General features: G+C 33.5%; 20 protein-coding genes. 6 read left to right on the top strand and 14 right to left on the bottom strand.

The genetic code is table 11. From position 1 onward, the window contains the following. Window positions 1–135 precede the first annotated feature (135 nt). The 7 genes from ERX46_RS04020 to ERX46_RS03990 all read right to left on the bottom strand — a co-directional run bounded on the left by ERX46_RS04020 (window position 136) and on the right by ERX46_RS03990 (window position 8,197). Window positions 136–1,320 carry an ABC transporter permease gene (locus ERX46_RS04020; RefSeq protein WP_130092557.1) on the bottom strand — a complete coding sequence of 395 codons (1,185 nt, stop codon included), beginning with the start codon at window positions 1,318–1,320 and terminating at the stop codon, window positions 136–138. An 8-nt stretch (window positions 1,321–1,328) separates the two neighbouring features. Further along, on the bottom strand, window positions 1,329–2,288 hold the full coding sequence (locus ERX46_RS04015; RefSeq protein ID WP_130092556.1) for an HlyD family secretion protein: 960 nt from the start codon (window positions 2,286–2,288) through the stop codon (window positions 1,329–1,331). A gap of 35 nt (window positions 2,289–2,323) precedes the next feature. After that, complete coding sequence (locus ERX46_RS04010) at window positions 2,324–3,697, bottom strand: TolC family protein (protein ID WP_130092555.1); 1,374 nt, start codon at window positions 3,695–3,697, stop codon at window positions 2,324–2,326. 392 nt (window positions 3,698–4,089) lie between these two features. After that, a complete protein-coding gene (locus ERX46_RS04005; protein ID WP_242494531.1) occupies window positions 4,090–4,692 on the bottom strand; it encodes a Crp/Fnr family transcriptional regulator in 603 nt (200 codons plus the stop codon). A gap of 89 nt (window positions 4,693–4,781) precedes the next feature. Next, window positions 4,782–6,764 (bottom strand): O-antigen ligase family protein, encoded by a 1,983-nt coding sequence (locus ERX46_RS04000; RefSeq protein WP_130092554.1) that lies wholly within the window; start codon window positions 6,762–6,764, stop codon window positions 4,782–4,784. Between the two features lie 25 nt (window positions 6,765–6,789). Further along, on the bottom strand, window positions 6,790–7,419 hold the full coding sequence (locus ERX46_RS03995) for a T9SS type A sorting domain-containing protein (protein WP_130092553.1): 630 nt from the start codon (window positions 7,417–7,419) through the stop codon (window positions 6,790–6,792). Window positions 7,420–7,639: 220 nt separating this feature from the next. After that, a complete protein-coding gene (locus ERX46_RS03990) occupies window positions 7,640–8,197 on the bottom strand; it encodes a 1-acyl-sn-glycerol-3-phosphate acyltransferase (RefSeq protein WP_130092552.1) in 558 nt (185 codons plus the stop codon). 294 nt (window positions 8,198–8,491) lie between these two features. On the opposite strand from ERX46_RS03990, the gene ERX46_RS03985 reads away from it, so the two are divergent. Then, window positions 8,492–9,754, top strand: a complete 1,263-nt coding sequence (locus ERX46_RS03985) for a YCF48-related protein (RefSeq protein ID WP_130092551.1) — start codon at window positions 8,492–8,494, stop codon at window positions 9,752–9,754. Window positions 9,755–9,883: 129 nt separating this feature from the next. Here the strand turns inward: ERX46_RS03985 and ERX46_RS03980 are convergent, their stop codons facing one another. Beyond that, entirely contained in the window at window positions 9,884–10,339 is a 456-nt protein-coding gene (locus tag ERX46_RS03980) for a hypothetical protein (RefSeq protein ID WP_130092550.1), read from the bottom strand. After that, window positions 10,339–10,851, bottom strand: coding sequence for a hypothetical protein (locus ERX46_RS03975; RefSeq protein ID WP_130092549.1), 513 nt, complete (start codon window positions 10,849–10,851; stop codon window positions 10,339–10,341). The genes ERX46_RS03980 and ERX46_RS03975 overlap by 1 nt, the downstream gene beginning before the upstream one ends. A gap of 217 nt (window positions 10,852–11,068) precedes the next feature. On the opposite strand from ERX46_RS03975, the gene ERX46_RS03970 reads away from it, so the two are divergent. The 5 genes from ERX46_RS03970 to ERX46_RS03950 all read left to right on the top strand — a co-directional run bounded on the left by ERX46_RS03970 (window position 11,069) and on the right by ERX46_RS03950 (window position 16,847). Then, window positions 11,069–13,108 carry a BatA domain-containing protein gene (locus ERX46_RS03970; protein ID WP_130092548.1) on the top strand — a complete coding sequence of 680 codons (2,040 nt, stop codon included), beginning with the start codon at window positions 11,069–11,071 and terminating at the stop codon, window positions 13,106–13,108. Between the two features lies 1 nt (window position 13,109). After that, a complete protein-coding gene (locus ERX46_RS03965) occupies window positions 13,110–14,372 on the top strand; it encodes a dihydroorotase (RefSeq protein ID WP_130092547.1) in 1,263 nt (420 codons plus the stop codon). Window positions 14,373–14,377: 5 nt separating this feature from the next. Next, on the top strand, window positions 14,378–14,944 hold the full coding sequence (locus ERX46_RS03960; protein WP_130092546.1) for a class I SAM-dependent methyltransferase: 567 nt from the start codon (window positions 14,378–14,380) through the stop codon (window positions 14,942–14,944). 225 nt (window positions 14,945–15,169) lie between these two features. Next, window positions 15,170–15,979 carry a universal stress protein gene (locus tag ERX46_RS03955; RefSeq protein WP_130092545.1) on the top strand — a complete coding sequence of 270 codons (810 nt, stop codon included), beginning with the start codon at window positions 15,170–15,172 and terminating at the stop codon, window positions 15,977–15,979. Between the two features lie 37 nt (window positions 15,980–16,016). Beyond that, window positions 16,017–16,847: a CvfB family protein gene (locus tag ERX46_RS03950; RefSeq protein WP_130092544.1), complete on the top strand. Its 831-nt coding sequence runs from the start codon at window positions 16,017–16,019 to the stop codon at window positions 16,845–16,847. Window positions 16,848–16,965: 118 nt separating this feature from the next. Here ERX46_RS03950 and gyrB read toward each other — a convergent pair whose 3' ends face one another. The 5 genes from gyrB to ERX46_RS03925 form a co-directional block, all read right to left on the bottom strand. Beyond that, entirely contained in the window at window positions 16,966–18,927 is a 1,962-nt protein-coding gene (gene gyrB / locus ERX46_RS03945) for a DNA topoisomerase (ATP-hydrolyzing) subunit B (protein ID WP_130092543.1), read from the bottom strand. Between the two features lie 661 nt (window positions 18,928–19,588). Next, window positions 19,589–19,963 carry a hypothetical protein gene (locus ERX46_RS03940; protein WP_130092542.1) on the bottom strand — a complete coding sequence of 125 codons (375 nt, stop codon included), beginning with the start codon at window positions 19,961–19,963 and terminating at the stop codon, window positions 19,589–19,591. Further along, window positions 19,964–21,355, bottom strand: coding sequence for a dicarboxylate/amino acid:cation symporter (locus tag ERX46_RS03935; RefSeq protein WP_130092541.1), 1,392 nt, complete (start codon window positions 21,353–21,355; stop codon window positions 19,964–19,966). It abuts the gene before it with no gap. Between the two features lie 3 nt (window positions 21,356–21,358). After that, complete coding sequence (gene aroC, locus ERX46_RS03930) at window positions 21,359–22,426, bottom strand: chorismate synthase (protein WP_130092540.1); 1,068 nt, start codon at window positions 22,424–22,426, stop codon at window positions 21,359–21,361. 3 nt (window positions 22,427–22,429) lie between these two features. Beyond that, window positions 22,430–23,842 (bottom strand): phosphohexomutase domain-containing protein, encoded by a 1,413-nt coding sequence (locus ERX46_RS03925; RefSeq protein ID WP_207214117.1) that lies wholly within the window; start codon window positions 23,840–23,842, stop codon window positions 22,430–22,432. Window positions 23,843–23,899: the final 57 nt, after the last annotated feature.

Here is a 23,899-nt window from a genome sequence, read left to right as displayed (position 1 = left end):
ATAACGAACTCCGCTCAATTTGGGCGGAGTTTACTATTTAAAACAAAAAGTAGAACCTAACTTTACTTTACGTTCCGCTAGATTCTACTCAACTCAAGGAACTAATTTTTTGAATTATTAAAACTTATCCCTTAATTATCTTTCAACTACAGCACTACCCTTTTTCGCTTTCTTATTGAACAAAAAAATCTTTACTTGCAATAAAACCACCATCGCAACAAATGCAACGATTGTGATCAATACTAACATGTTAATTTCAGTTCGTATCGAAGCCATGTCTCCACCATAGAAAGCGACTTTTCTAAATCCTTCTAGGAATTGTGTCAATGGAATAAACTGAGCAATATTTGTAATCGCTGCAGGAATAGCCATTGTTGGCCAAGTGAATCCACTTAAGATAAACGCTGGAGTGGAAATCACCATTAACAGTTCCGTCGCTTTTAATTGACTTGGAATTGCAATTGAAAACAACATTCCGATAAACATTGAAGCTAGCGTTAAAAGCGTTGCTAACACCAACATAGGTGAATTGAATACCGCAGCATCCACACTAAAATAAGGTAAGAATAAACTTACAGCCAACCACATTATCGGAAGCATTAACCAAAATGGTGTTGCTTTTAATAAAATGTGATACAGTGATGATTTACTGTGACCAATCAAAGTTCCAAAATATCCATCTTCAAAGTCACGTGAAAATACTAGCGCCATTGCCAATAAGATAATTTGTTGCATTATCCCAGCCAATAAACCGGGCAACATAAATGTCACGTAGTTTCCTGTGGAATTATATAGTTTATTGAAATTAATTTTGAAGCTTTCATAAGAGGTCATCGCTTGATCTGGATGCATTCCTTGCTTTTGTAATCCTTCAATTTCTATTCCTGCGTTGATTGTCATGAGTACAGATTGAATACTTTTACTCGCCGTATTTGCGTTTAAAATATTCGCCATATTCAGGTCCACACGCACTTCAGGATGTTTTTTCTGTAGCAATTGAGCTTCAAAGTCACTAGGCAAAGTTATCACTGCTGCATATTGCTCTATCGGCATTTCTGCGATGATGTTTCCAGCGGTAAATCTTACGTCTTTCACCAATAAACCTTCATTGTCTTGAAAAGCATCAATAATCTTGTCTGACATTGGACTTCTGTCCTGATCGACAATAACGATTGGTAAATCAACTACTTTCGCTTGTTGATAAACATATCCGAATAGGAATCCATAAACAATGGGTGCTCCAAAGAATATTGCTAACAATACACCATTCGAAAAGATACGTTTAAACTCTACTCGGAGTAATTCTATAAACTTTTTCATAGTAATTATTATTTAATAAGTACTGTACTGTTTAAGTAAAATGGACGGTCCGAAACTTCAGTAACAGGAACAACTTTCAATTCATAAATGGATTCATCCAATTCATACAAAGGCGATGTACTTGTGATATCAGCATATTGCGCCAATTGTTTTATTGCTACAATTCTACCTACGTATTCTTCTTTGGTATAAGGATTTACAAGGTTCAGTTCTTGTTCTACTTTATAGTCGTAAATCTTAGATTCAGGGATTGTAAAACGAAAATACACGCTGTTTCTTTTGTAACCGTTAAACAATGTGTATCCAGGTGTCAACAATTCCCCTTCTTCTAAACTGATTGTTTCAATCGACATATCGATTGGTGCAATCAAGTATTTTTCATTCGATGCCACAGCAACTTCTTCTTTCGCTCCTAAAGCCCGATTTAATTGACCTTTGGCTTGGCTAATTTGTTCTGAACGTGTTCCCTTAGTGACTTCTTGTTTCTTTGCTTCAACAGCATCTACTTGTGCTTTTGCCATTGCTAACTTCATTTTTACTTCGTCGAATTGTTGCTGACTCACCAATGAATCCTTGTACATTCCTTCCAAACGATTGAAAGATTCTTGTGCGAAGTCTAATTGTGCTTTAGCAGAGATTAGTTTTTGGTTTACCTGACTCAATTGCTCTGCAGTTGCTCCATTAAAAGCCATTTCTAACTGACCTTGCGCCGACATAATTGCTCCTTCAGCCTGCATCATTTTCGCTAAAACTTCAGGTACATCAATGAAAGCCAACGTATCGCCTTTCTTTACTTGCTGTCCTTCTTCAACATATATTTTTGAAATTCTTCCCGCGATTTTTCCGCTGATAGAAATTGTTTCAAACTTTACTTTACCTCTATTTGAGGTGATTTTCTCGTTTTCACTGCATGAACTCACACTGAATAAAACAAGGCTGCTCATAATGAGTATTTTTATTGATTTCATATTTTCTCTCTTTTTATAATTTTGGTTATAGTTTTTTAATAGTTTAATGTTCCGTTGGCATGCAACAATTCTGTTATGGCTCTTCGCTGATTAAATACAGCTTCTTGATATTTAAAATTTGATTTTTCTAATTCCGTCAAAGCATCCAAAACATCATTGATCGAAGCCAGGTTACTCTTGTATTGTTGATTCACCATATCGTAAGTGTCCTGTGCCAATTCAATCTCTTTCTCAACTATCTTAACCGATTGAACTTTAGCAGAATAATTCATCTCAGCTTTAACAACACTTAAAGCAATCATTTCTTCAGCTTCTTCAATTCTTTCACGATATTTCAAGCTTTCTAACTCTGTTTTCTTTGCTTTTAATCGCGATTGATTTCCATCAAAAACATTCCATTTAATTCCAACTCCTACGTACCATTTTGGATCAAGAAGCGATAGATTTTCTTCGATAAATTCATAGTGACCTTTCACTGCAACTTTAGGAATGAAGTTACTTTTTTGCATTTTCGCTTTGTATAAAGTAGCTTGCTCTGCTTCTTCTAAAGCTTTAACTTCATTGCGTTTTTCGGTTTCAACGACTGCTCCGATTCCAATCATTTGGAGTTTTGGCGCCATCATTTGCAAACGCTCTCTACTCTCTCCAGTGAGTTGATTCAAATGTTCAATTAGCAATGTCTTGTTGTTCTGAAATTCAAGCTTCTTCCCTTCCAATTGTTGTTGCGCTAATTCAATTTTTTTACGTCCAATTGGCGTTGCTAAACCTCTTTCAATGGCCTTTCTCACAAACAACTCTTGCTCTCTTAAATAGTCTTCCGAGGTTGTTAAAACTTTCTCTGAAGCATAAACCAAGGCCAATTGATCGTAAGCCGTTATAATTTGAATTGCGATTTTATCCTTTTCCGCCATTCCTAAATAATTCAATGAAGAAGCTTTGTGTTTACTCGCTTTTATTGCGTTGGTTGCTTCCATTCCACTGAATAAAATCCAATCTACATCAACAGAGGATCTCAATATATTTTTATCTTGAAGATTTGGAGATTCTCTCAAAGGAATTCCATCTGGGAAGGGCATATTAAAAGGCAATCCTGCCGCTTCTTTAATCAACAGTTTTTGCGTTGCCATCAAAAGGTCTTGCGTTTCTTGGTCAAATGTAATGTCATCATCTAAACGTGTAAAGCTTCCGTTTAAGGTGACTTTAGGAATAAATGTTGATCTTGCCAATCGTTGATCGAGAACTGCTTGCTCCTCTTCGATACTGTTGATTTTAACAGTTTGACTTTTGTTTATTCCTTTGCTGATTAACTCTTGTAGATATGGATCTAATTCCTGAGATAATCCAGAAAGTGAAACAAAGCTTACAATTGGAATGACCAAAAGGATTTTTATGAATTTATGTATTTGCATTGTTTTGGTTTTAATAGTTACACTGCAAATGTCAGGAGATTGAAAACCTATTCCTTTGACATAAATCAAAAACTGTTTTATTTTGGAATTAGTGGAGTAAAATTGATGGGTGGTTTTGGTTTGAATTTTCACATGTCAGCCCTCTGGGGTTTTGTGTAATTGCTATTTGATTTTCTAATAACATTTTGACACTCTGTGGCTGGTAGGATTAAAATCGTTCTATTGTCTAGGCTATAAATTATTTTGTCAATCAATTAAATAAAGACTTTTTTCACTTTTTCAATTCAAAACCAACATCTTCGTCTCTTATAATTAGATAAAGAAAATTGATTTCACCTCTTTACTCTAGACTCCCTGTGCCCATTTATCTGGAACACTCCCTAATGAAGTTACTATCGTCTGATGCGACTTAAAGTCTCTTGCGTCATTCCTAAATAGGACGCAATATGTCCAAGTGCCACGCGATAAGAAATGTCTGGAAACTCTTCCAACATGTATTCATATCTTTCTTTGGCAGTTTGAAACTGGATGGCATTCAACTTATTCACCACTTTGGTCAACATTTCAATCGACACCAATCGACCTAATTGTTCCATTTTCTGGTAGTTAGAAAATAATTGGTCTAACTTTTCTTTTGTAATCGAAAAAACAACAGAATCTTCCAATGTTTCTAAATAATAAAAGCTTGGCGATTGTTGGAAAAAGCTGTCTACGCTAGACATAAATTTTCCGCTTCCAAAAAACCATTGAGTAATTTCCTTACCATCTTTTTTTAGATAATAACTTCTTCCCATGCCGCTTTCAGTGAAGTACAGCCTCTTACTTATCTCTCCTTCAGCAATAAGCATGGTGTTTTTTGGAATATCCTCCTTTTCAAAATGAGATAAAATGTCCTCCAATTCTTCGGTGTCTAAAGGGATTAAGGAAAGTAAGAAATCAGCTAAACTCATTTTGGAAATGGATATTGGAATTTGAAATAATACTAGAATTTTCAAATATAATTCTTTTAATACTTGATTTCAATAAATCGATTTGGAAATGAATCGATTTATAGACTCAAATAACTTACATGAATTAATGAAAATCATTCTATATCCATCGTAAAAGTATTCAGAAGTGCTGTTTTTGACTTCTCCTTAAACTGATATTCGAACAGAAATACAATTTTTAGACTGTCACTTTTTTGAATGTTATTTAAGCTCTTATGATTGTATTTATTGGGTTCAAATTGCTTTAATCCTTCTAGATATTTATTAAAAATAACTTTCATTGCATGATGGTAATTCTCAGGATGTTCTTTTCTATATTCAAGCTTTAAAAGATTATCGAAAGCAGCCTCAATCTTGTTTTCTGAATATAAAGCAACACTTTTATTAAGTAATATTTCAGCATTAAAGGAAGATATAGCCAATGCTTTGTCATAAAGTACCCTTGCTTTATCATGTTCGCCAATAGTATGATAAAGTCCAGCCAAATTATTTATCACATGAACTTGATAGGGCGCTAAATGATATGCTTTTTCAAATGCATCTCTTGAACTGTCCAGTTCACCCAAGGAAAAAAATGCAACACCTCGGTACCATTCTCTTGGTATTGAAAAATTATCAATTTCATAAACTGAATGATTTGATTTGTTTTCTTCTTTTAACATCGCCTTCCAATCCTCTGTTCTATGCGCAATTAAAACCTTTAAATGCAATTTTTCTTGATGCATTCTCAATAAAGTATTGTCAACGGAATAGGCTGAAATAAATAATAAAGGAAATAATATGAGCAAAAGCTTCGAGTCTTTTTTTCCAATATAGCTTTTTTGAGAAACAGGAATAGAAAACACTAAAAGTAAAATAAACATAAACACATGCTCACTGCGTTCCAAAGGGAAATCAAACATAGAAATAATCAAATAAGCTATAATACCAAGTCCAAAAAGTAGCGGAATAATTTTTTCAATATTGGTATTTGATTTTTTATAAGATGTAGAAACGCCTATAAATCCAGCTACAAAAATTGAAATATAAGCTATAATCCCTAGTAATCCAGCCTCTGAAAAAACCCATAGAAAATCATTATGAGGACGCTGAAACGTTTGATAACCTAAATGTATTTTCTCATTAACTGTGTGAAATGAATTTAGTCCATATTTAGGGAAAAACAATTGCCAATTCCCACCTCCAACTCCAGTAATAGGGTTTTCACGAATCATATTTACTGTATTCTCCCAAACCAATACGCGTTCTTTAACAGAAGCTGTTTGGAAAAGTAATGAGAAATGTTCTTGAAAAATAAAAACAACCAAGAGTGAAGAAATTAGCAGGAAAGTACCACCAATTAAGAGAATTCGAAAGATATTTTTATTCTGGTTTCGGAAATTAAGCAAAACCAGAGGCAAGAGTAGCGCACTACCAACAAGAAGTCCAAGAATTGCTGCTTTAGCTTGAAGCACCATAATAGTCCCTAGTCCAATTAACAAAACAAAAATGTAAATTAAGCGCTTAAACTTCTTATTCGTGAGTATCAAAAAGCTAAGAAAAGGCAGACAAATTACGAGATAAGAAGCATATAGATTTTTATGCCCAAAAGGACTTGATAAAGCATAAAGATTTTTGTCAATCAGAGTAGTGGTTTTTAGTAACTGCTTTTCATTTGCCTCAAAAACAAACAAGAACAATCCTATAAACACACTTATCACAACTGCCTGAGCTATTATTTTTGTATTCAAAAGTCCATTGAATCGGAGTAAAAGTAAAACTGTGAATAGAGAAAAGTACACCCCTATTTTACCCATCCAGAAGTTGGCTTCGGGAATATTAAGAGAAAAGTAAGAAGAGATAAAATAGGCTGTGAAGAGAGCAAAGAAAGGTAAACACCAATAAATATAACTTTTATGAATTGCGATTTTTTTAACATTCACAATAGAGAAAACAATCAACAGGATTGCCAAAATACCAATCAATAAATGTCTTGAAGTTAATTTCGGATCTATTAAATTATCAAATGAAAATAAAGGTATAAAAACCACCGTTATGGCTATAAGCCAAGACGGTAGCTTTTGAAAAATAATATTCATAAATTTATTAAAAACCAATCAGTAACTAGTGCTTTACAATCTTAGTACTAAATCGTTTCCCATTGGAATAAGCTACTTGAACAAAATATATACCTGGTTGTAAATTAAGGTTATCCAATTCAAAAGTATTTTGACCGTTTATTAGGTTTACGGTTCTTGATTCAAAAACTTTTCCAGCGATATCAATTAAACTCAAATTAGCGCTTCCATTTTGGTCGTTTGAAACTTCAATAGATAGTGTGTTATTGAATGGATTAGGATATACTTTTAAAGAAGAATTTGTATTGTAAGTTGTTAGTCCAACCGAACTGTTTACCTTGAAAGAAGAAGGTGAATATATAAATCCATCAACATCATTTTCAACTGAATAATCATACCATCCATTTAACGTGTTTATTGGAACAGTAAGGTTTGCTACTATTTTTTGATTATTCTGAATAGTAAAAGAATTTGGAAGCGTCGCCGTAGTCGTTGAAGCAGTGAAGTAAAATTTAATTACTGTGCTTGTTGCCTGATTAAAAGAAGTATTCGCTCCAGTGATAGTAACGTTTAATGTTTCACCATTGTCCGCTTCATTTGGAGAAATATCATTAATGTATTGACCAAAAAGTGAAGAAATGGGTAAAAGTGATAAAATAAGTAGAAATGATTTCATAATTCAATAGTGTTAATTTAAACAAAAGTAACTTTTATTTAATTAAAACCCTAACTCTAGAATTTGTTATGTCACATTAAAAATCGTAAAACACCTACTTTACAGACACATACAAAAATAGGACTATCTTTTACAGTATTGAGAAAGCTCTTATCTGTCTTTCATTTTATTCAGAAACAAATTTGTGATTTTTGAGTTTATTCCAAAATTTTATAATGCTTCAGCTCAAGTGTCTTAAATCATATTCTGGCTTCGCTCCTTCTATAGTTGAAAAAAACGCAACAACTTTCTTGATATCTGCGTCTTCATTTTCACTTGCATAAATAGGATCTGCTAATATCACTTGTCTTTTTTTATAGTCGAAACCAACCAAAACTATTGGAATATTTGCGCTTTTAGCTATATGGTAAAATCCTGTTTTAAGCTTATCCACTCGTTTTCGCGTTCCCTCAGGAGAAACTCCAACAATAAACTCATCATTGTCAGCATAATACTTCGCTATTTGTTCAACAATTCCAAGTTTTCCTTTACGATCAATCGGAATCCCTCCCATCCTTTTCAGAAAGCCACCAAAAAAGCCTTCAAACAACTCCTTCTTCCCTATGAATTTCGCGTGTTGAATTCCTAATTTAGAGCGTGAAGCAAAACCAATTAAAATATCAACCCAACTGGTGTGTGGAGCTATAACGAGAATCATTTTCTTGAGTTCTGAAGGAATTGTTCCAACAATTTTCCAACCGAATATTTTCCAATAAAATTTTGAGACTAATGTTATCATTAAATGGTTTTTTTAAGCTTTTAGCAGTGATTTATATCTTGGTGAGTAAATATATCACAATTATTTAATAAGGCTTGTATTTATAGGAAACTCTATATTCGGAAATTATTAAGTTCTATATTTTTAGACTATGAGCGCCATAACTAAATATTGAATAATTCTTTTATTTCAACCCATTAGTATAACCGGATTTTTTATTTTACTTTTGTTGATAATGAATGAGTTAATCTGAATATTTTATTTGGACTTTCTTTTTAAATCATCAAAAAAAAAATTAAATTTTACACTACACAAATGAAAATTATATTATTTATCATCGTTATTTTATCTCCACTATTTTTGTCTGCACAATGGAACATTGTTCGCTATACACCAAGTCCCAACCAAGCATATGCGATGACAGTTGTAAGTAATGATTCATTATTTTACGTCAATGGTCAAGGGGGAATTTTCAGCTCAATTGATGGAGGTCAAAATTGGTCATACTTTCAGACAATTTTCAATACTTCGTGGTTTTTAGATATCGACTTTCCAAGTAAATTAGTGGGTTATACATGCGGTGGAACAAACTTCGGTACTCATACCAATGTAATAGCTAAAACAATTGATGGAGGAGCAAGCTGGGATTCACTCACATCAAATGCATATTCAGGCTATAATTTTGAGCATATCGAATTTTTAAATGAAGATCTTGGTTTTGTAAGTGGCGATATTCCCTTTATATTAAAAACTACCGATGGCGGATCAAGTTTTACCCAAATAAACTTACCCACTAATTCATCAGTAACCAATATCTCATTTAATTCCGTTTCAAATGTAATTTTGAGCACGTTTAAATACAATGGACAGAACAGTAAGATTTATTCCATGATTCGATCGACAGATTTAGGTACATCCTGGACAGAAGTTTACACAGATACAATGACAGGAGTATCTGGATTGAATAGACGAAGAATAAACGAAATGTTTTTTGTTGACGATAATTATGGCTTTGCAGTTGGAGGGAATGGACTTTTTCTAAAAACTTCAGATGGAGGAGTTTCTTGGGTTAAATCTTTTATTCATCCCTTCAATAATCTAAGTGGAGTTCATTTTATTACAAAGGATATCGGATACATCAACAATGCTGGTGGAATTTATAAAACAATTGATGGAGGCGAAAATTGGACAGTACAAAACATTTCTCCATTATCCATCATTGGTAAAATTAATTTTGCTAATGATACTATTGGCTACGCTTTAGGTGGAATTGGAATTTATAAAACTACTAACGGTGGCGAAACTGCGGGCATTAAAAATTTAAGCAACAGTTTTAATACGATAATTTTCCCTAATCCATTTTCTAATCAGACAACTTTAGAAACCGAGATTGCTTTAAAGAATGGAAAAGTTACCATCTTCAATTCCTATGGTCAAGAAGTAAAAAAGATAGAAAATATTTCAGGAAAACAAATTACAATATTTCGTGACAAGCTACCAAGCGGAATTTATTTTGCTCATTTGTCAGAAGGAAATGAGGTTATTGCAGTTAGAAAACTGATTGTTAGTGATGAGTAATCAGTTCAGGTTTTAATAATGTAAGCTCATAAAAGAATGTTGATTTAACTTTATAAAAATGACTTATAAAATTATTAAGTTGATTTTAAGTTTGAATTACTCTTATTTTGTAAACATGACTTGCTTACATTAGAATGTATAATTTGTTTCAATATTTTCGTTTTCTAATCTTGGAACTATCCAATTCTTTACATTTAATAAATATTGCTTCGAATCTTTCAGTCTACCTTTAACTAAAACTTTACTGATTTTGTCAGAAAAACAACCGTCATACCTAACATGATAAGATAAACTTCTCAAATTTATATAATCTTGTCTTATTTTTCCATCAATTATCAATATTGGAAAAATACCATCACCTTGAGACAGAGTTTTAGTATTAAAATCTTTATGATCGGATAATCTAACTCCTTTTGAGGCGACAAATGATTTCATATAATGTAAACCGCAATAGAATACTATAGTAATTTTCCAATCGTAAAATGAAGATGGATTATTATTTTCAACTATTTCTAGAAAATTATTATTTGAGACTGCTTGTTTACAATATTGACATTCAGATTTATTATTTGATGAATCTGACATTAAATTTGATTTATGATTTCAATAACATCATCAGAAATAACATCTTCTTTTGTAATTTCTTCAGGAAGAAAATCAATGCTAACCTCTAAAATATTGCTATACGGCTTGATACTAAATTTTTCATGAACTTCATTTCTAAAAGAATCTCTATTCTCAAAAGTGTTATTCTTGAGTTTTAACACATAGTAATTAAGATTATTCTTTGATAAAAATAAAAGTTCTATCTCTTTTTTCCTTTTGGAGAAAATCTCTTCAATCATTTTTCTATGGATTAGATTCCCTAAATACATTTTAGAAATAGATGCCATTTTATAATTTGACTCAATTGGATGATTGTGAATTTGTTCAATCTCTTTTGCTATTTCATCTTTTTCTCCCTTGTAATCTAAAGTAACAACGCTGTTTTGTATTTCACCAAGTAAATCTCTAACTTTTTCACCGTATTGCTCTGCTAAAAAAGCAATTATGCTATTATTGTTTTCAATTTCGATGTTTTTTGTTGTTGTATTCATTTTTCTAAGAGTTAAAAATAACTGCTAATTAATTTAGATTTAATAAATTAACTGTATGATTTACAATACAAATCTAGCTATTTATTCACGAAAAAAATCATTTCTTATTCAAACTTAACGAATTATATAAGTATATGATTCCATCTCTCCTAACTTTAAAAAAAATAAATCCTCCTAAACCTACCCCAAACGACTGAATTCTATTAATTTTGAAAGGATGAATTTTGTGTACCCAAATATCCTTTATTTACTGTTGTTGCTAATCATTCCGATTATCATACATCTGTTTAATTTTAGACGATACAAAAAGCTTTATTTCTCAAGTCTGCAATTCATAAAAAAGGTTGAGAAAGAAACCAATGCAACGAAGAACCTAAGGCATTACCTTATTCTAGCTTGTAGAATGTTGGCTTTTGCAGCCTTGATATTCGCTTTTGCACAACCTTATATTCCAACTTCAAATCAAACAAAGTCTTACGAAAATCTTATTCCTATATATTTAGACAACTCTTTTTCGATGTCGGCTAAAGGAAGTAATGGGAATTTATTGAATCAAGCGAAAACAACTGTACAACAAATTGCAGATGCTTACCCAAAAGGGCAGCGTTATTTATTGGTGACGAATGCATTGGATGGAACAGAACATCGAATTATCACACGTTCAGAATTGGAAGACAAATTAGAATATGTTAACCTCTCGCCTATTTCTCGCTCTATCACCAATCCTTTGGAAAGTATGAAGGAGTATTTGAACTCTATCGCTTATGATGGAAACTTGCATTATTATGTGATTTCAGATTTTCAACAACGCAATATAAAAGAATCCAAAGCAGCCATTGATACCAGTGCAAATTATTCATTCTTGCAGCTTGCTCCACAGATCAATCGTAACTTATACATCGATTCTATTTGGTTTGAACAGCCTTTTCAGCGTGTAAACAGTAACAATACGCTAAATATTCGTGTTCAAAATACAGGAGATGAAAAATTGACCAACGTTGAATTAAATTTGAATGTAGGTGGAAATAAACGTCAAACATTAACGGATTTAGAAGCGAATAATAGTACGGTTGTCGCAATGAATTATACCGATAAGTCAAATGGAATTAAAGAAGGAATAATTGAAGTAATTGATGAAAACCTATTCTTTGATAACCGTTTCCACTTTAATTATAATGTAGAAGAATCAATCAATGTATTAATCATTAACGATGAAAAAAGTACACCTTTCCCAGGAATGGTATATGCGACGGATGATTTTTATACTGTAGAACAAACTTCAGTAGCACAATTGAAAAGCAATTCCTTAAATGAGGCTGATTTGATTGTGCTCAATGGTTTAAATACAATTAGCTCTGGAATTCAAACACAGTTAAATCAATTGGCTGGAAATGGAATTCATGTTTTAATTATTCCATCTGCAGATTTTGACAGTAAATCTTACAACAACTTACTGAGTTCATTTCAACTTCCACTATTTAGAGAAGCTGCTGAACAGGAAATTAGAATTGGTAAAATATCATCTGATCTAGATTTCTTTAGCGGAATGTTTGATGGGAATGTCGACAATATCAGAATGCCACCTTTAAAAAGGTACATCTCCTCTTCAACCTATACGAACGCCAATTACAATCTTTTGATTCAATATGAGAACGGAATGCCTTTATTGGTTGAACAAGCCAAAGGAAAAAACGTTTATGCGCTCTACTCTCCTATCAATCCTGAATTTAACAACTTTGGGAAATCGGCTTTATTCTCTTCTTTAGTATTAAGAGTTGGAGAAAAAAGTCAAGGTCAATTGCCTTTATCTCTAACGATTGGCTCGTCTGATGAATATAGAATTCGCATGGCTGGTCAAAACGAAAGTGCACTTATTTTAAAGCAGGATGAATACGAATTTATACCTGAAATGAGTAAAAATGGGGGCTTCACCTCTGTTTCTGTACGTAATTCTATCGATAATCAATCAATAAATGATGGTGTTTACAGTGTTTTAAATAGCGGAAATGAGATTGGGAAATTGGCTTTAAATTACAATCGTTTTGAATCTGATATGGATTATGCCTCTGAAAATGAAATAACAAGCTATTTTAAGAATTTAAATGTTACAAAGCTCAACACAGAGGGAATTTCAACACTCTCGGATATTCAACAATTAACACTGAAAAAACCGAATGAATTTTGGAGAATTCTCTTAATTTTGGCATTAACGTTTTTTCTTTTAGAAATGTTAATACTCATCTTTTGGAAAGTATAAAATGAAGATTTTACTCAAACAAGCAACTATTTTAGACCGTGCTTCTGCTCATTTCAATCAGCGAAAGGATATCCTTATTGTAGAGGGTAAGATTTCGAAAATAGCAGACTCTATATCTGAGGAAGCTGCTAAAGAAATATCCAGCAAGGAACTTTATGTTTCTCAAAGCTGGGTGGATTTAAAAGCCGACTTCTGTGACCCTGGTTTCGAATACAATGAAGATGTTCAAACTGGTTTAGCAGCAGCTACAGATGGCGGATTTGGTCATGTTTTCGTGGTTCCAACCACTTCTCCTGTTATTGATAGCAAAGGTCAAGTAAATTACCTAAAAGCAGAAAGTTCAAATCACATTACGGATCTTTATCCAATGGGCGCAATTACAAAAGCGGCAAAAGGAGAAAGTCTTTCTGAAATGTACGATATGTACAAAGTGGGAGTTCGCTTATTTACTGATAATACACACTTCATTTCTGCTGGGATTTTATTCAGGGCCTTACTATATGTCAAGAATTTTGGAGGTAAAATTATTTCTTTCCCTCAAAATGAATCCATAAGTGCTGGTGGACAAGTTAATGAAGGAACAGCTTCTCTGAAAACAGGATTAAAAGCTATTCCTGCAATTGGCGAACAAATTCAAGTTCAACGAGATTTAAGTTTATTGGAATATACAGACGGTGAATTACATTTTTCTGGAATTTCTTCTGCTGCTTCTGTAAATTTAATTCGTGAAGCGAAAGCAAAAGACGCAAAAGTAACTTGTGATGTTCACGTGCACCAATTACTTTTCAATGAATTAGACACTTTAAATTACGATACAAATCATAAAGTCTTCCCTCCTTATAGAAGAGAAGAAGATAGATTAGCACTTTGGAAAGGTATAAAAGATGGAACGATTGATTGTATTGTTTCAAATCACCAACCTAAAACGATAGAAGAAAAAGACATTGAATTTGATAATGCTAAATTTGGCAGCATTACTTTACAAAGTTTTTACGCTTCTTTAGTAGAAAAAAACTTGAATGATCAAATTGATTTTATTGATAAAATCTCTGTTCAACCAAGAAAAATCGCTTCTTTTAGTCAAGATACTAGCATAAATGAAAACAATGCAGCAGACTTAACTATTTTTGATCCTACGATAGAATGGAAACTAGATAAGGATACAAATTTGTCAAAAAGCGAAAACTCACCTTTCTTTGGTCAAAAGCTTAAAGGAAGAGCAATCGGAATCATCAAAAACAACACACTTACTTTAAATAATTAGACACCTTGGATAAGAAAAAAAACAATTTTCTAAAAGAATTCTTTAAAGAACGTAAAACAGTAGGAGCAATTCGTCCTAGTTCAAAGTCTTTGGCAAATAAAATGCTGAAGAATGTTGACTTTAAAGAATCAAATGTAATTGTGGAATTTGGTCCAGGAACAGGAGTTTTTACGCGTCGTATCATTGAAGAAATGAATCCTAATGCAAGTCTTTATGTTTTTGAATTACACGAACCGTTTTTTGTTAAACTTCAAAAAGAATATGAAGACGACGATAGGATCCAAATAATCAATGACAGTGCTGCTGATGTTAGAAAATATTTAAAGGCTGATGGTAAAGATTTTGCAGATGTTATTATTTCCTCATTACCGCTTACGAATTTTGATCAGAAATTAACAATGCGTATTTTAAAATCAGCAGAAATTGCATTGAAACCAGAAGGTCAATATATTCAATTTCAATACTCTTTAAACGCTAGAAAATTGTTGGTTAAAATATTTAATTCGATATCTATACAATTCACAGCAAATAACTTACCTCCTGCTTTTGTATATACATGCAAAAAAAAATAAGCCCAATTTCTTGGACTTATTTTTAAGCTTTCATTAGTAGTAGTGTTAATACCTGCAACATAGACGCCCATTGTTTTATAGAGGTTGCCTTAAAATGTTTAAATTTTTAAGTTAATTTAACAACCACTCCTAACCTACTGATTATCTATCAATTAATATGTAAATATATTTTCAACTTATTATATCATTTTATTCTTATATTTGATTACACAAATTTTTTCACTTATGAGCGCTAATTTATATATTGTACCGCATGATTTTACAAGCGTTGGAGACGATGCATTGAAATATGCTATATTTTTGGCACAACCCAGAAGAACTTCAATCATGCTAATGCACATAGTAAGCAATAAGAGCGATGAGGAGTCAGCATATAAAAAATTAAAAACCATCATATCAGATTTACAATTGCCTCCAGACGGAATTTCAATTGAATCTAAGGTCGTTGAGGGAAGTATTTTTGAGGATATTTCTGAAATTGCCAAAGAAAACGATGCTCGATTAATAATAATGGGAACGCATGGAGCAAAAGGAATGCAAAAACTATTTGGATCTTATGCAATGAAAGTTGTCAGTAATTCTTCTGTTCCTTTCTTGGTTGTTCAAGATGGTGTTGAAAGAAAAACACTCGACAATATTGTAGTTCCTATTTCGACTTCTAAAGAAAGTTTGCAAATCATTCATTTTGCCGGTGAAATAGCTAAAACTTTTGACAGTAAAATCCATGTTATTGCAGAACATCAGTCTGATCAAAGATTATCTCAGCAATTAAAGGTGCGTATATCTTTAGTAAAAAATCAATTTGAAGAAAAAGGTATTGATGCAGAAGTACATATATTAAAAGATAAAAAAGCTTTTCATACCGTAGTTATTGAATATGCCAAAGCAAATCATTGTGATATGATTGCTGTCTCCCACCATTCTGCAAGTCTTTTCTCACAGTTTGAAAAATACACTCAAAATTTAATTACCAACGAAGGAAATTTCCCCTGTTTAATTGTCAATGCTAAGTTACTCTCAAAACTGTATTACTAAAAAAGTTAGATTAACTTTGCAATAGCAAAAATTGATTATGGTTTATATTGGAGAATACGCAGACTTAAGAATTGATCGTTTCACAAGCGTTGGAGCATTTTTAGAGGATGATGAAGGTTTCGAGGTTTTGTTACCCAACAAATACCTTACTGATGACATGGAGGAAAATCAAACCATCAATGTCTATATTTATAATGACTCAGAAGATCGTCCGGTTGCTACAACTGAAACTCCAAAGATTTTACTCAATGATTTTGCTTTCTTAAAAGTAAAAGCTGTAAGTAATTTCGGAGCATTCCTTGATTGGGGTTTAGAAAAAGACTTATTGGTTCCTTTTAAAGAACAAACTGCCAAAATGGTTGAGGATGGAGTTTACTTAATCCGTCTTTACCGTGATGATCAAACCAATCGTTTAGTTGGTTCTGCAAGAATCAACCGTTACCTTGAAGACGAAGTTACAGATTTAGAACAAGGTGATGAAGTAGATTTATTTGTGGCTGAAATTTCAGATTTAGGAAGAAAAGTAATCGTTAACGAAATATATAGCGGACTAATTTTCAAAGATCGCTTAGTTCGTCCATTAAGAAATGGAGAACGCACAAAAGGTTTTGTTGAGTTTATTCGTGAAGATGGTAAAATTGATATTTCACTTGTTCCAATCGGACTTGAGAAATTTGATGAGTTCTCTGAACAATTGCTCTCTTATTTGAGAGATAACAATGGCGTGAGCACAGTTACTGACAAATCAAGCCCTGATTTAATAAGAACAGAATTAGGAATGAGTAAAAAATCATTCAAAAAGGCAGTTGGGAATTTATACAAAAACAAAAAAATAAATATGACCGATTCAACAATTGAATTGGTTTAAACTAGATTGGATAGAGATGCATTAAATTGCAACTTTGAAAATCTTCTTTCAAAAACATTATCCAACAAAAAAGCCCAGTCAAAGTTGACTGGGCTTTTTTTATATCATTCAAAACCTACTAGGTGTCAATTTTCGCATATTTTGCATTTTTCTCAATAAATGCTCTTCTTGGCGGAACATCATCTCCCATTAAAGTTGAGAAGATACTGTCTGCTTCAGCAGCATTATCGATAGTAACTTGACGAAGCGTTCTGAATTCAGGATTCATAGTTGTATCCCAAAGTTGAATTGCATTCATCTCCCCAAGACCTTTATAACGTTGGATTCCAACTGAAGATCGAGGAGCATTACCTCTTAATTTTTCTATAATCACATCACGTTGGTTATCATTCCAAGCATACTCAGATTTTGCACCTCTTTTTAATAAATAAAGTGGTGGAGTAGCGATATAGATATAACCTTGATCAATCAATTCTTTCATATAACGGAAGAAGAAAGTCAAAATTAAAGTTTCAATGTGCGCCCCATCGACGTCGGCATCACACATTATCACAATCTTGTGATATCTTAATTTCTCAGTATTCAATGCTTTCGCATCATCTTCTGTCCCTACCCTAACACCAAGTGCAGTGTAGATATTTTTAATCTCTTCGTTTTCGAAGATTTTGTGTTGCATTGCTTTCTCAACGTTCAAAATCTTACCACGCAAAGGCATAATCGCTTGGAAAAATCTATCACGACCTTGTTTTGCAGTTCCACCTGCCGAATCTCCCTCGACAAGGAATACTTCACAAAGTGCAGGATCTTTTTCTGAACAATCGGCTAGTTTACCTGGCAAACCACTCCCTGACATAACGCTTTTACGTTGAACCATTTCACGTGCTTTACGTGCAGCATTTCTTGCACGCGCAGCGATAATGATTTTTTCAACGATTTTCTTCGCATCAGCAGGATGTTCCTCTAAGTAATTGGTTAACATTTCTGAAACCGCTTGAGAAACAGGAGCCTGAACTTCTCTGTTTCCTAATTTTGTTTTCGTCTGACCCTCAAATTGTGGTTCAGCAACTTTAACAGAAATAATTGCTGTTAGTCCCTCACGGAAGTCATCACCAAGAATTTCAATTTTTTCTTTGGTTAATAATCCAGATTCATCAGCATATTTTTTCAAAGTATGCGTCAATCCACGACGGAAACCTGACAAGTGAGTTCCTCCCTCATGCGTATTAATGTTATTCACATACGCAATGATGTTTTCAGTATATGACATATTATACATCATCGCTACTTCAACAGGAATACCATCTTTTTCACCTTCCATGTAAATAACCTCTTCAATAAGCGGTTCTCTACTTTTATCTAGGAATCTAACAAATTCTCTTAATCCTCCTTCTGAATGAAAAATTTCTACCGGAGAAACTCCGTCATCATCTTTTGATTTTTCACGTAAATCAGATATTGTGATAGTAAGCCCTCTATTCAAGAAAGCTAATTCTCTCATTCGTGCTCTTAACGTATCGTAATTGTAGTTGACTTCATCAAAAATTGATCTGTCTGGACTAAAAGTTACGATTGTTCCATGCAAATCAGATTCACCAATTTCTTTTACATCATATTGGGGAACACCAATTTTATATTCTTGTTGATAAACTTTACCATCTCTATGAACAATAGCTGATAAATCAGAAGATAAAGCATTCACACACGAAACACCAACACCGTGGAGTCCACCAGACACCTTATAAGTATCTTTATCAAATTTCCCTCCCGCATGCAGGACAGTCATTACGATTTCAAGTGCTGATTTCTTTTCTTTTGTATGCATCGCAGTTGGAATACCACGACCATTATCTTCAACAGTGATTGAGTCTCCTTCGTTTATTGAAACACTAATTGTGTCACAATAACCTCCCATAGCCTCATCAATTGAGTTGTCTATTACCTCATACACCAAATGGTGTAATCCTTTTACTCCAACGTCTCCGATATACATCGCAGGACGCTTTCTTACAGCTTCTAATCCTTCAAGTACCTGGATATTATCCGCGGAATAATCGTCTTTCTTTTTTTCTGCTTCACTCATTTGTTTACAAATAATTTAAAAATGTAATCCTATGTCTCGTAACATTTGAGACAATAACAAATATACGAAATTTACCCCGAAATATTGCCCTAAATGAAAGGTTTATTAACGTGGTTATTAACAATTGGTGGGATATTGTTCGTATTAAAAATGAGGTGCGATTAGAAACACTGAATAAATATCTATAATCACTGATTGACTGTTAGTTAGCAAGAGTTATTCTTAAACTAATTTGTTCTTCTTAGTGCATTATAAATTAAGAGTATTTTGATTAAAACAGATCTAATTTTTAGAACCTAAACCATTTTCTTTTTTTATATATTAATGCACTGATTTGATCATTAAAAAATTAAATTTTTGATTTTAATGAGTAAACCTTTAGTCTTCTTAGTGAATCATCCAGAGAAAAGAACATTAAGCGCCGATATATTGAAGTAGCAAGTTTTGAATATGGGGTTTAAAAAAAGATGACCACGAGATAAAATCTCGCGGTAACTTTTTTTTTGGGAATATGTGTTTTCAAAAGAGAGGGTTAAAAAATAATGACGCCGCGGCGTCATTATTTTTTAACCCTCTCTTTTGACTACCGACCTTATATAAAGTGTTACCGCGAGATTTTATCTCGTGGTAACACTAAAAATCTATACGAAATAATAGAATATTAAAAATCTAAGTCCACCTCTCCTCTACTTTTCAATTTAATCATTTCAAACATTGAGGTGAAAAAGTAGAAAACTATGATAATGATAGAAAAAGGTTTGAAATAGAAATTCAAGCGAGGAATTGTTGTTCCTGTAAAATAGGAAGCCACAAAAATAATGGACAAAACAAGTAAAAACAGTGTGGAGATAATTCTTAGTAAATGAACTGGTTTTAAATAGATTAAATTAAAAATCATGCTAATGACAATCCAGAACAATAAGAATACATTGATCCAATAGAAATAACCTTCCGCATCAAATACCATTAACAATATCAAACTGCTTAAAAAAGTAGTTCCCTGAATTGCTGTATCCAATAACTTAAATGCAAACATTTATACTGCTTCCTTCTGATAATTATCGTCCCAGTCTTTTACTTTAGGATCTCCAAGTTTACCGACAGATTTTGCAATTAGCATTGAAACTGCTGCGTCTCCTGTAACGTTAACCGTTGTTCTCAACATATCCAAAGGTCGATCAATTGCGAAAATTAAAGCCAATCCAGCTTCCGGAATACCTGCTTGCGCTAAAACAATCACTAACATTACCATTCCAGCTCCAGGAACAGCTGCTGAACCAATACTGGCCAATGTAGCTGTGACAATAATTCCTAGCTGCGCGTATAAATCTAAGTCCATACCAAATGCTTGAGCAATAAATATTGCGGCTACGGCTTGATACAGACTCGTTCCATCCATATTTATCGTTGCTCCAATTGGCAATACGAAACTGGTAACTTCTTCATTTACGCCAAGGTGCTCTTCCACCCTTTCCATAGTTACGGGAAGTGTGGCAGCAGATGAACTGGTACTAAAAGCCAATAATTGTGCTGGAGAAATTCCATTGATAAAGAATTTTGGAGATCTTTTTGTGAAAACCCAAACCAAAAGAATATAAATAAGAATCATCAAAAGTAATCCGATGACTACACTGATGGCATACCAAAGCAGCGCAACAAATAAATCTTGACTTGGTGATTCCACAACTAATCCAGCCATTAAAGCGAAAACTCCAATGGGTGCAACCAACATTATAAGGTCAATGAGTTTTAGAATTACTTCATTAAATCCATCAAAGAATGCTTTTACTGGACCCGATTTATCAATCGGAATAAGGATTAATCCAACTCCGAAAAAGATAGCAAACACAATTACTTGCAGCATATTTCCGTTATCAGAAGCAGCTGAAAAAATATTATCTGGAATTAAATCTTCTAAGGCTCTTAATGGCCCGCTTTCTTTCTGTTCTGCAGCGCTTGAAATTCTCTTGTCAGCTTCTCCACTGTAATTCTCAATTAAATTATCTCTGGTTTCTTGCGTAATGGTCTTTCCTGGTTGAACGATATTTACAATCAATAAACCTATTGAAACAGCGATAATTGTTGTTGCTAGATAAGTCAAAATGGTTCGTATACCCATTTTTGACAATTTAGAAATGTCTTTTAAATCGGAAACTCCTTTAATGAGTGAACCTAAAATCAATGGAACGGCTATCAATTTTAAAGCATTGATAAACATGTTTCCAAAAGGTTTTATCCAATTGCGAACAAAAAGCTCTGCATTTGAAATAGGATGGTCAACTCCTCCTGCTTTAATAGTCGTCATTGAACTTCCCCAAGAAGTACTTAATAAAAGCAAACTGAACAAAATCCCAAACCCCATTCCCATGAGGATTTTCCAATGCAATGCGAGTTTCTTTTTCTTCTTCTCCTTAGTTTCCTTCGACATATTCTAAATTTGTGTCATTTTATTGCGTAAGTAATGGTCAAATATCGTAAGCGCTGCCATGGCTTCTACGATTGGAACAGCGCGTGGAACAACACAAGGATCGTGGCGACCTTTTCCTTCTACATTCACTTTTTCCATTTTGGAATTTACTGAATCTTGGTCTTGCATTATTGTAGCAACTGGTTTAAAAGCAACACGGAAATAAATTGGTTCTCCATTAGAGATTCCGCCTTGAATTCCGCCACTGTTGTTCGTTAAAGTTGTCCCGTCTGGTTGAATAATATCATTGTGCTGACTTCCTTTCATTTCAACTCCAGAAAATCCTGAGCCATATTCAAAACCTTTTACGGCGTTGATGGACAGCATTGCTTTTCCTAAATCGGCATGCAGTTTATCGAAAACTGGCGCACCCAAACCCATTGGAGCTCCAGTAATTCGAGCAAAGACAACTCCACCAACGGTATCGCCTTCTTTGCGAATGGCCTTGATGTAGGCTATCATTTCTTGAGCGACTTTACTGTCTGGACAACGCACATCATTCTCCTGTTTCGGTAAAGCAATTTTCGTTAAATCACCTGCTAGCTTTATTGTTCCCACTTGTGAAACAAAAGCGTTAATTGTAACTCCTAAATGTTGTAAAAACTGTTTAGCAATTGCACCCGCTACAACTCTGCTCGCTGTTTCTCGTGCACTTGAACGCCCTCCACCTCGATAATCTCTGTGTCCATACTTTTTATCGTAGGTTAAATCAGCATGAGAAGGACGGTAAACATCTTTTATGTGGCTGTAATCTTTCGATTTCTGATTTTCGTTTTCAATCACAAATCCAATTGGAGAGCCCGTAGTTTTTCCTTCAAAAATTCCTGAAAGAAATCGCACTGTATCCGATTCTTTGCGTTGTGTAACGATATCTGATTGTCCAGGTTTTCTTCTGTCTAACTCTAATTGAACAGCTTCTAAATCTAGTTTAAAATTAGAAGGAGCTCCATCTAAAATACCACCGATGGCTTCTCCATGAGATTCGCCAAAGGTGGTTAATTTAAAAGTATGTCCAATCGAGTTGCCGGCCATCTACTATTTCTTAAGTAATGTCGCTTCAGTAGCACTTAAAATTCTGCGCACTTCATCTAAATCGATTGCTTCTGCATAAACTCTAAGTACTGGCTCCGTTCCAGAAGGACGAATCATCACCCAGCTGTCATTCGGAAGGAAAAATTTGAAACCGTCAATGGTCTCCACTTTCTCCACGTTATATTTTCCAAAAGATGTATAAACGTTGTTTTCACAATTCGCTATAATTTCTTGTTTCAATTCTTCATTAATATGTAAATCGCTTCTTTCGAATTTGAAAGCTCCAACGATTTCATACACTTCATCAATTAGCGATTCAAGAGATTTCCCTGATTTCGCCATGAATTCCCAGATGATCATTCCCATCCAAATTCCATCACGTTCTGGAATGTGTCCTTTCGTTGCAATTCCACCAGATTCTTCTCCACCTAATAAAACATCTTCTTCAATCATGATTCCAGCAATGTGCTTAAAACCAATTTTTACCGTTTGGTGATCTAAACCATAATGTTCACACATTTTAGCGATTTTAGGAGAACAACTAAATGCTGTTACAACCTTTCCAGTCATTCCTTTATATTTCACCATGTAGTGAATCAAAAGTAAAATGATGTGGTGCGAATCGATGAATTCACCATCTTTTCCGTACAATCCTATTCTGTCTGCATCACCATCCGTTGCTAAAGCCGCGTCGATATTTCCATCCGCTTTGATGAATGCTTCTAATTCTTTTAAATTCTTAGCAATTGGCTCTGGAGCTTGCCCCATAAATCCAGGATTATTCTCACAATGCAACATTGCCATGTCTGGAAATAATGGTTTCAATACATTTTGACCTGATCCGTACATTGCATCAAAAGCCAATCTTAATCCTGACTTCTTAATTGCTTCAATATCGAAATTTGCCTTTACTGCATCAATATAAGTTTTTTCTAAATCAACTTGAATTAATCTTTTGTCTGCAATTGCTTTATCTAAATCAATTGACAAAATTTTATCGTCAGTTGTATCTGGAATTAAATCTTCAACTTCTTGAATTTTGTCTGGCAAAAGTGGTCCACCAAAATTAGATTTCAATTTATATCCTCCGTAAGATGGTGGATTATGAGAAGCAGTTAAAACTACTCCGATATTTGCGTTGTATTGTTTTGTTCCCATAGAAACCATAGGAGTCGAAACGAATCCATCAGCAAAATACACCTTGATTCCATGATGCAGGTAAACTTTAATTGCTGTTTCCATGAATAATTTACCGTTGAAACGACAATCATGACCAATAACTATGCTTGGTTCATCTGACTGACTTTTTACCCATTTTGCAGTTCCTTCTGCAACACGCGCAACATTTCTAACTGTATAAGTATCTCCGATAACTGCTCTCCAGCCATCCGTTCCGAATTTTATTTTATCTATCACGTTTCTTAATTTTTATTTGATTATTAATGATTAGGAATGCTAAAATAATAATGTTTG

This window comes from Brumimicrobium glaciale (assembly GCF_004152935.1).
GTDB lineage: Bacteria > Bacteroidota > Bacteroidia > Flavobacteriales_D > Crocinitomicaceae > Brumimicrobium > Brumimicrobium glaciale.
The sequence above is the reverse complement of the archived record's forward strand: the minus strand, read 5'-3'. Positions and strand labels throughout refer to the sequence as shown.

Coding starts and splice junctions, on each gene's coding strand:
- ERX46_RS04020 (WP_130092557.1), bottom strand. CDS start 1,320: ATGAAAAAGTTTATAGAATTACTCCGAGTAGAGTTTAAACGTATCTTT.
- ERX46_RS03980 (WP_130092550.1), bottom strand. CDS start 10,339: ATGTCAGATTCATCAAATAATAAATCTGAATGTCAATATTGTAAACAA.
- ERX46_RS04010 (WP_130092555.1), bottom strand. CDS start 3,697: ATGCAAATACATAAATTCATAAAAATCCTTTTGGTCATTCCAATTGTA.
- aroC (WP_130092540.1), bottom strand. CDS start 22,426: ATGGCCGGCAACTCGATTGGACATACTTTTAAATTAACCACCTTTGGC.
- ERX46_RS03985 (WP_130092551.1), top strand. CDS start 8,492: ATGAAAATTATATTATTTATCATCGTTATTTTATCTCCACTATTTTTG.
- ERX46_RS03965 (WP_130092547.1), top strand. CDS start 13,110: ATGAAGATTTTACTCAAACAAGCAACTATTTTAGACCGTGCTTCTGCT.
- ERX46_RS03995 (WP_130092553.1), bottom strand. CDS start 7,419: ATGAAATCATTTCTACTTATTTTATCACTTTTACCCATTTCTTCACTT.
- ERX46_RS03975 (WP_130092549.1), bottom strand. CDS start 10,851: ATGAATACAACAACAAAAAACATCGAAATTGAAAACAATAATAGCATA.
- ERX46_RS04000 (WP_130092554.1), bottom strand. CDS start 6,764: ATGAATATTATTTTTCAAAAGCTACCGTCTTGGCTTATAGCCATAACG.
- ERX46_RS03940 (WP_130092542.1), bottom strand. CDS start 19,963: ATGTTTGCATTTAAGTTATTGGATACAGCAATTCAGGGAACTACTTTT.
- ERX46_RS04015 (WP_130092556.1), bottom strand. CDS start 2,288: ATGAAATCAATAAAAATACTCATTATGAGCAGCCTTGTTTTATTCAGT.
- ERX46_RS03935 (WP_130092541.1), bottom strand. CDS start 21,355: ATGTCGAAGGAAACTAAGGAGAAGAAGAAAAAGAAACTCGCATTGCAT.
- ERX46_RS03970 (WP_130092548.1), top strand. CDS start 11,069: ATGAATTTTGTGTACCCAAATATCCTTTATTTACTGTTGTTGCTAATC.
- ERX46_RS03950 (WP_130092544.1), top strand. CDS start 16,017: ATGGTTTATATTGGAGAATACGCAGACTTAAGAATTGATCGTTTCACA.
- ERX46_RS03955 (WP_130092545.1), top strand. CDS start 15,170: ATGAGCGCTAATTTATATATTGTACCGCATGATTTTACAAGCGTTGGA.
- ERX46_RS03990 (WP_130092552.1), bottom strand. CDS start 8,197: ATGATAACATTAGTCTCAAAATTTTATTGGAAAATATTCGGTTGGAAA.
- gyrB (WP_130092543.1), bottom strand. CDS start 18,927: ATGAGTGAAGCAGAAAAAAAGAAAGACGATTATTCCGCGGATAATATC.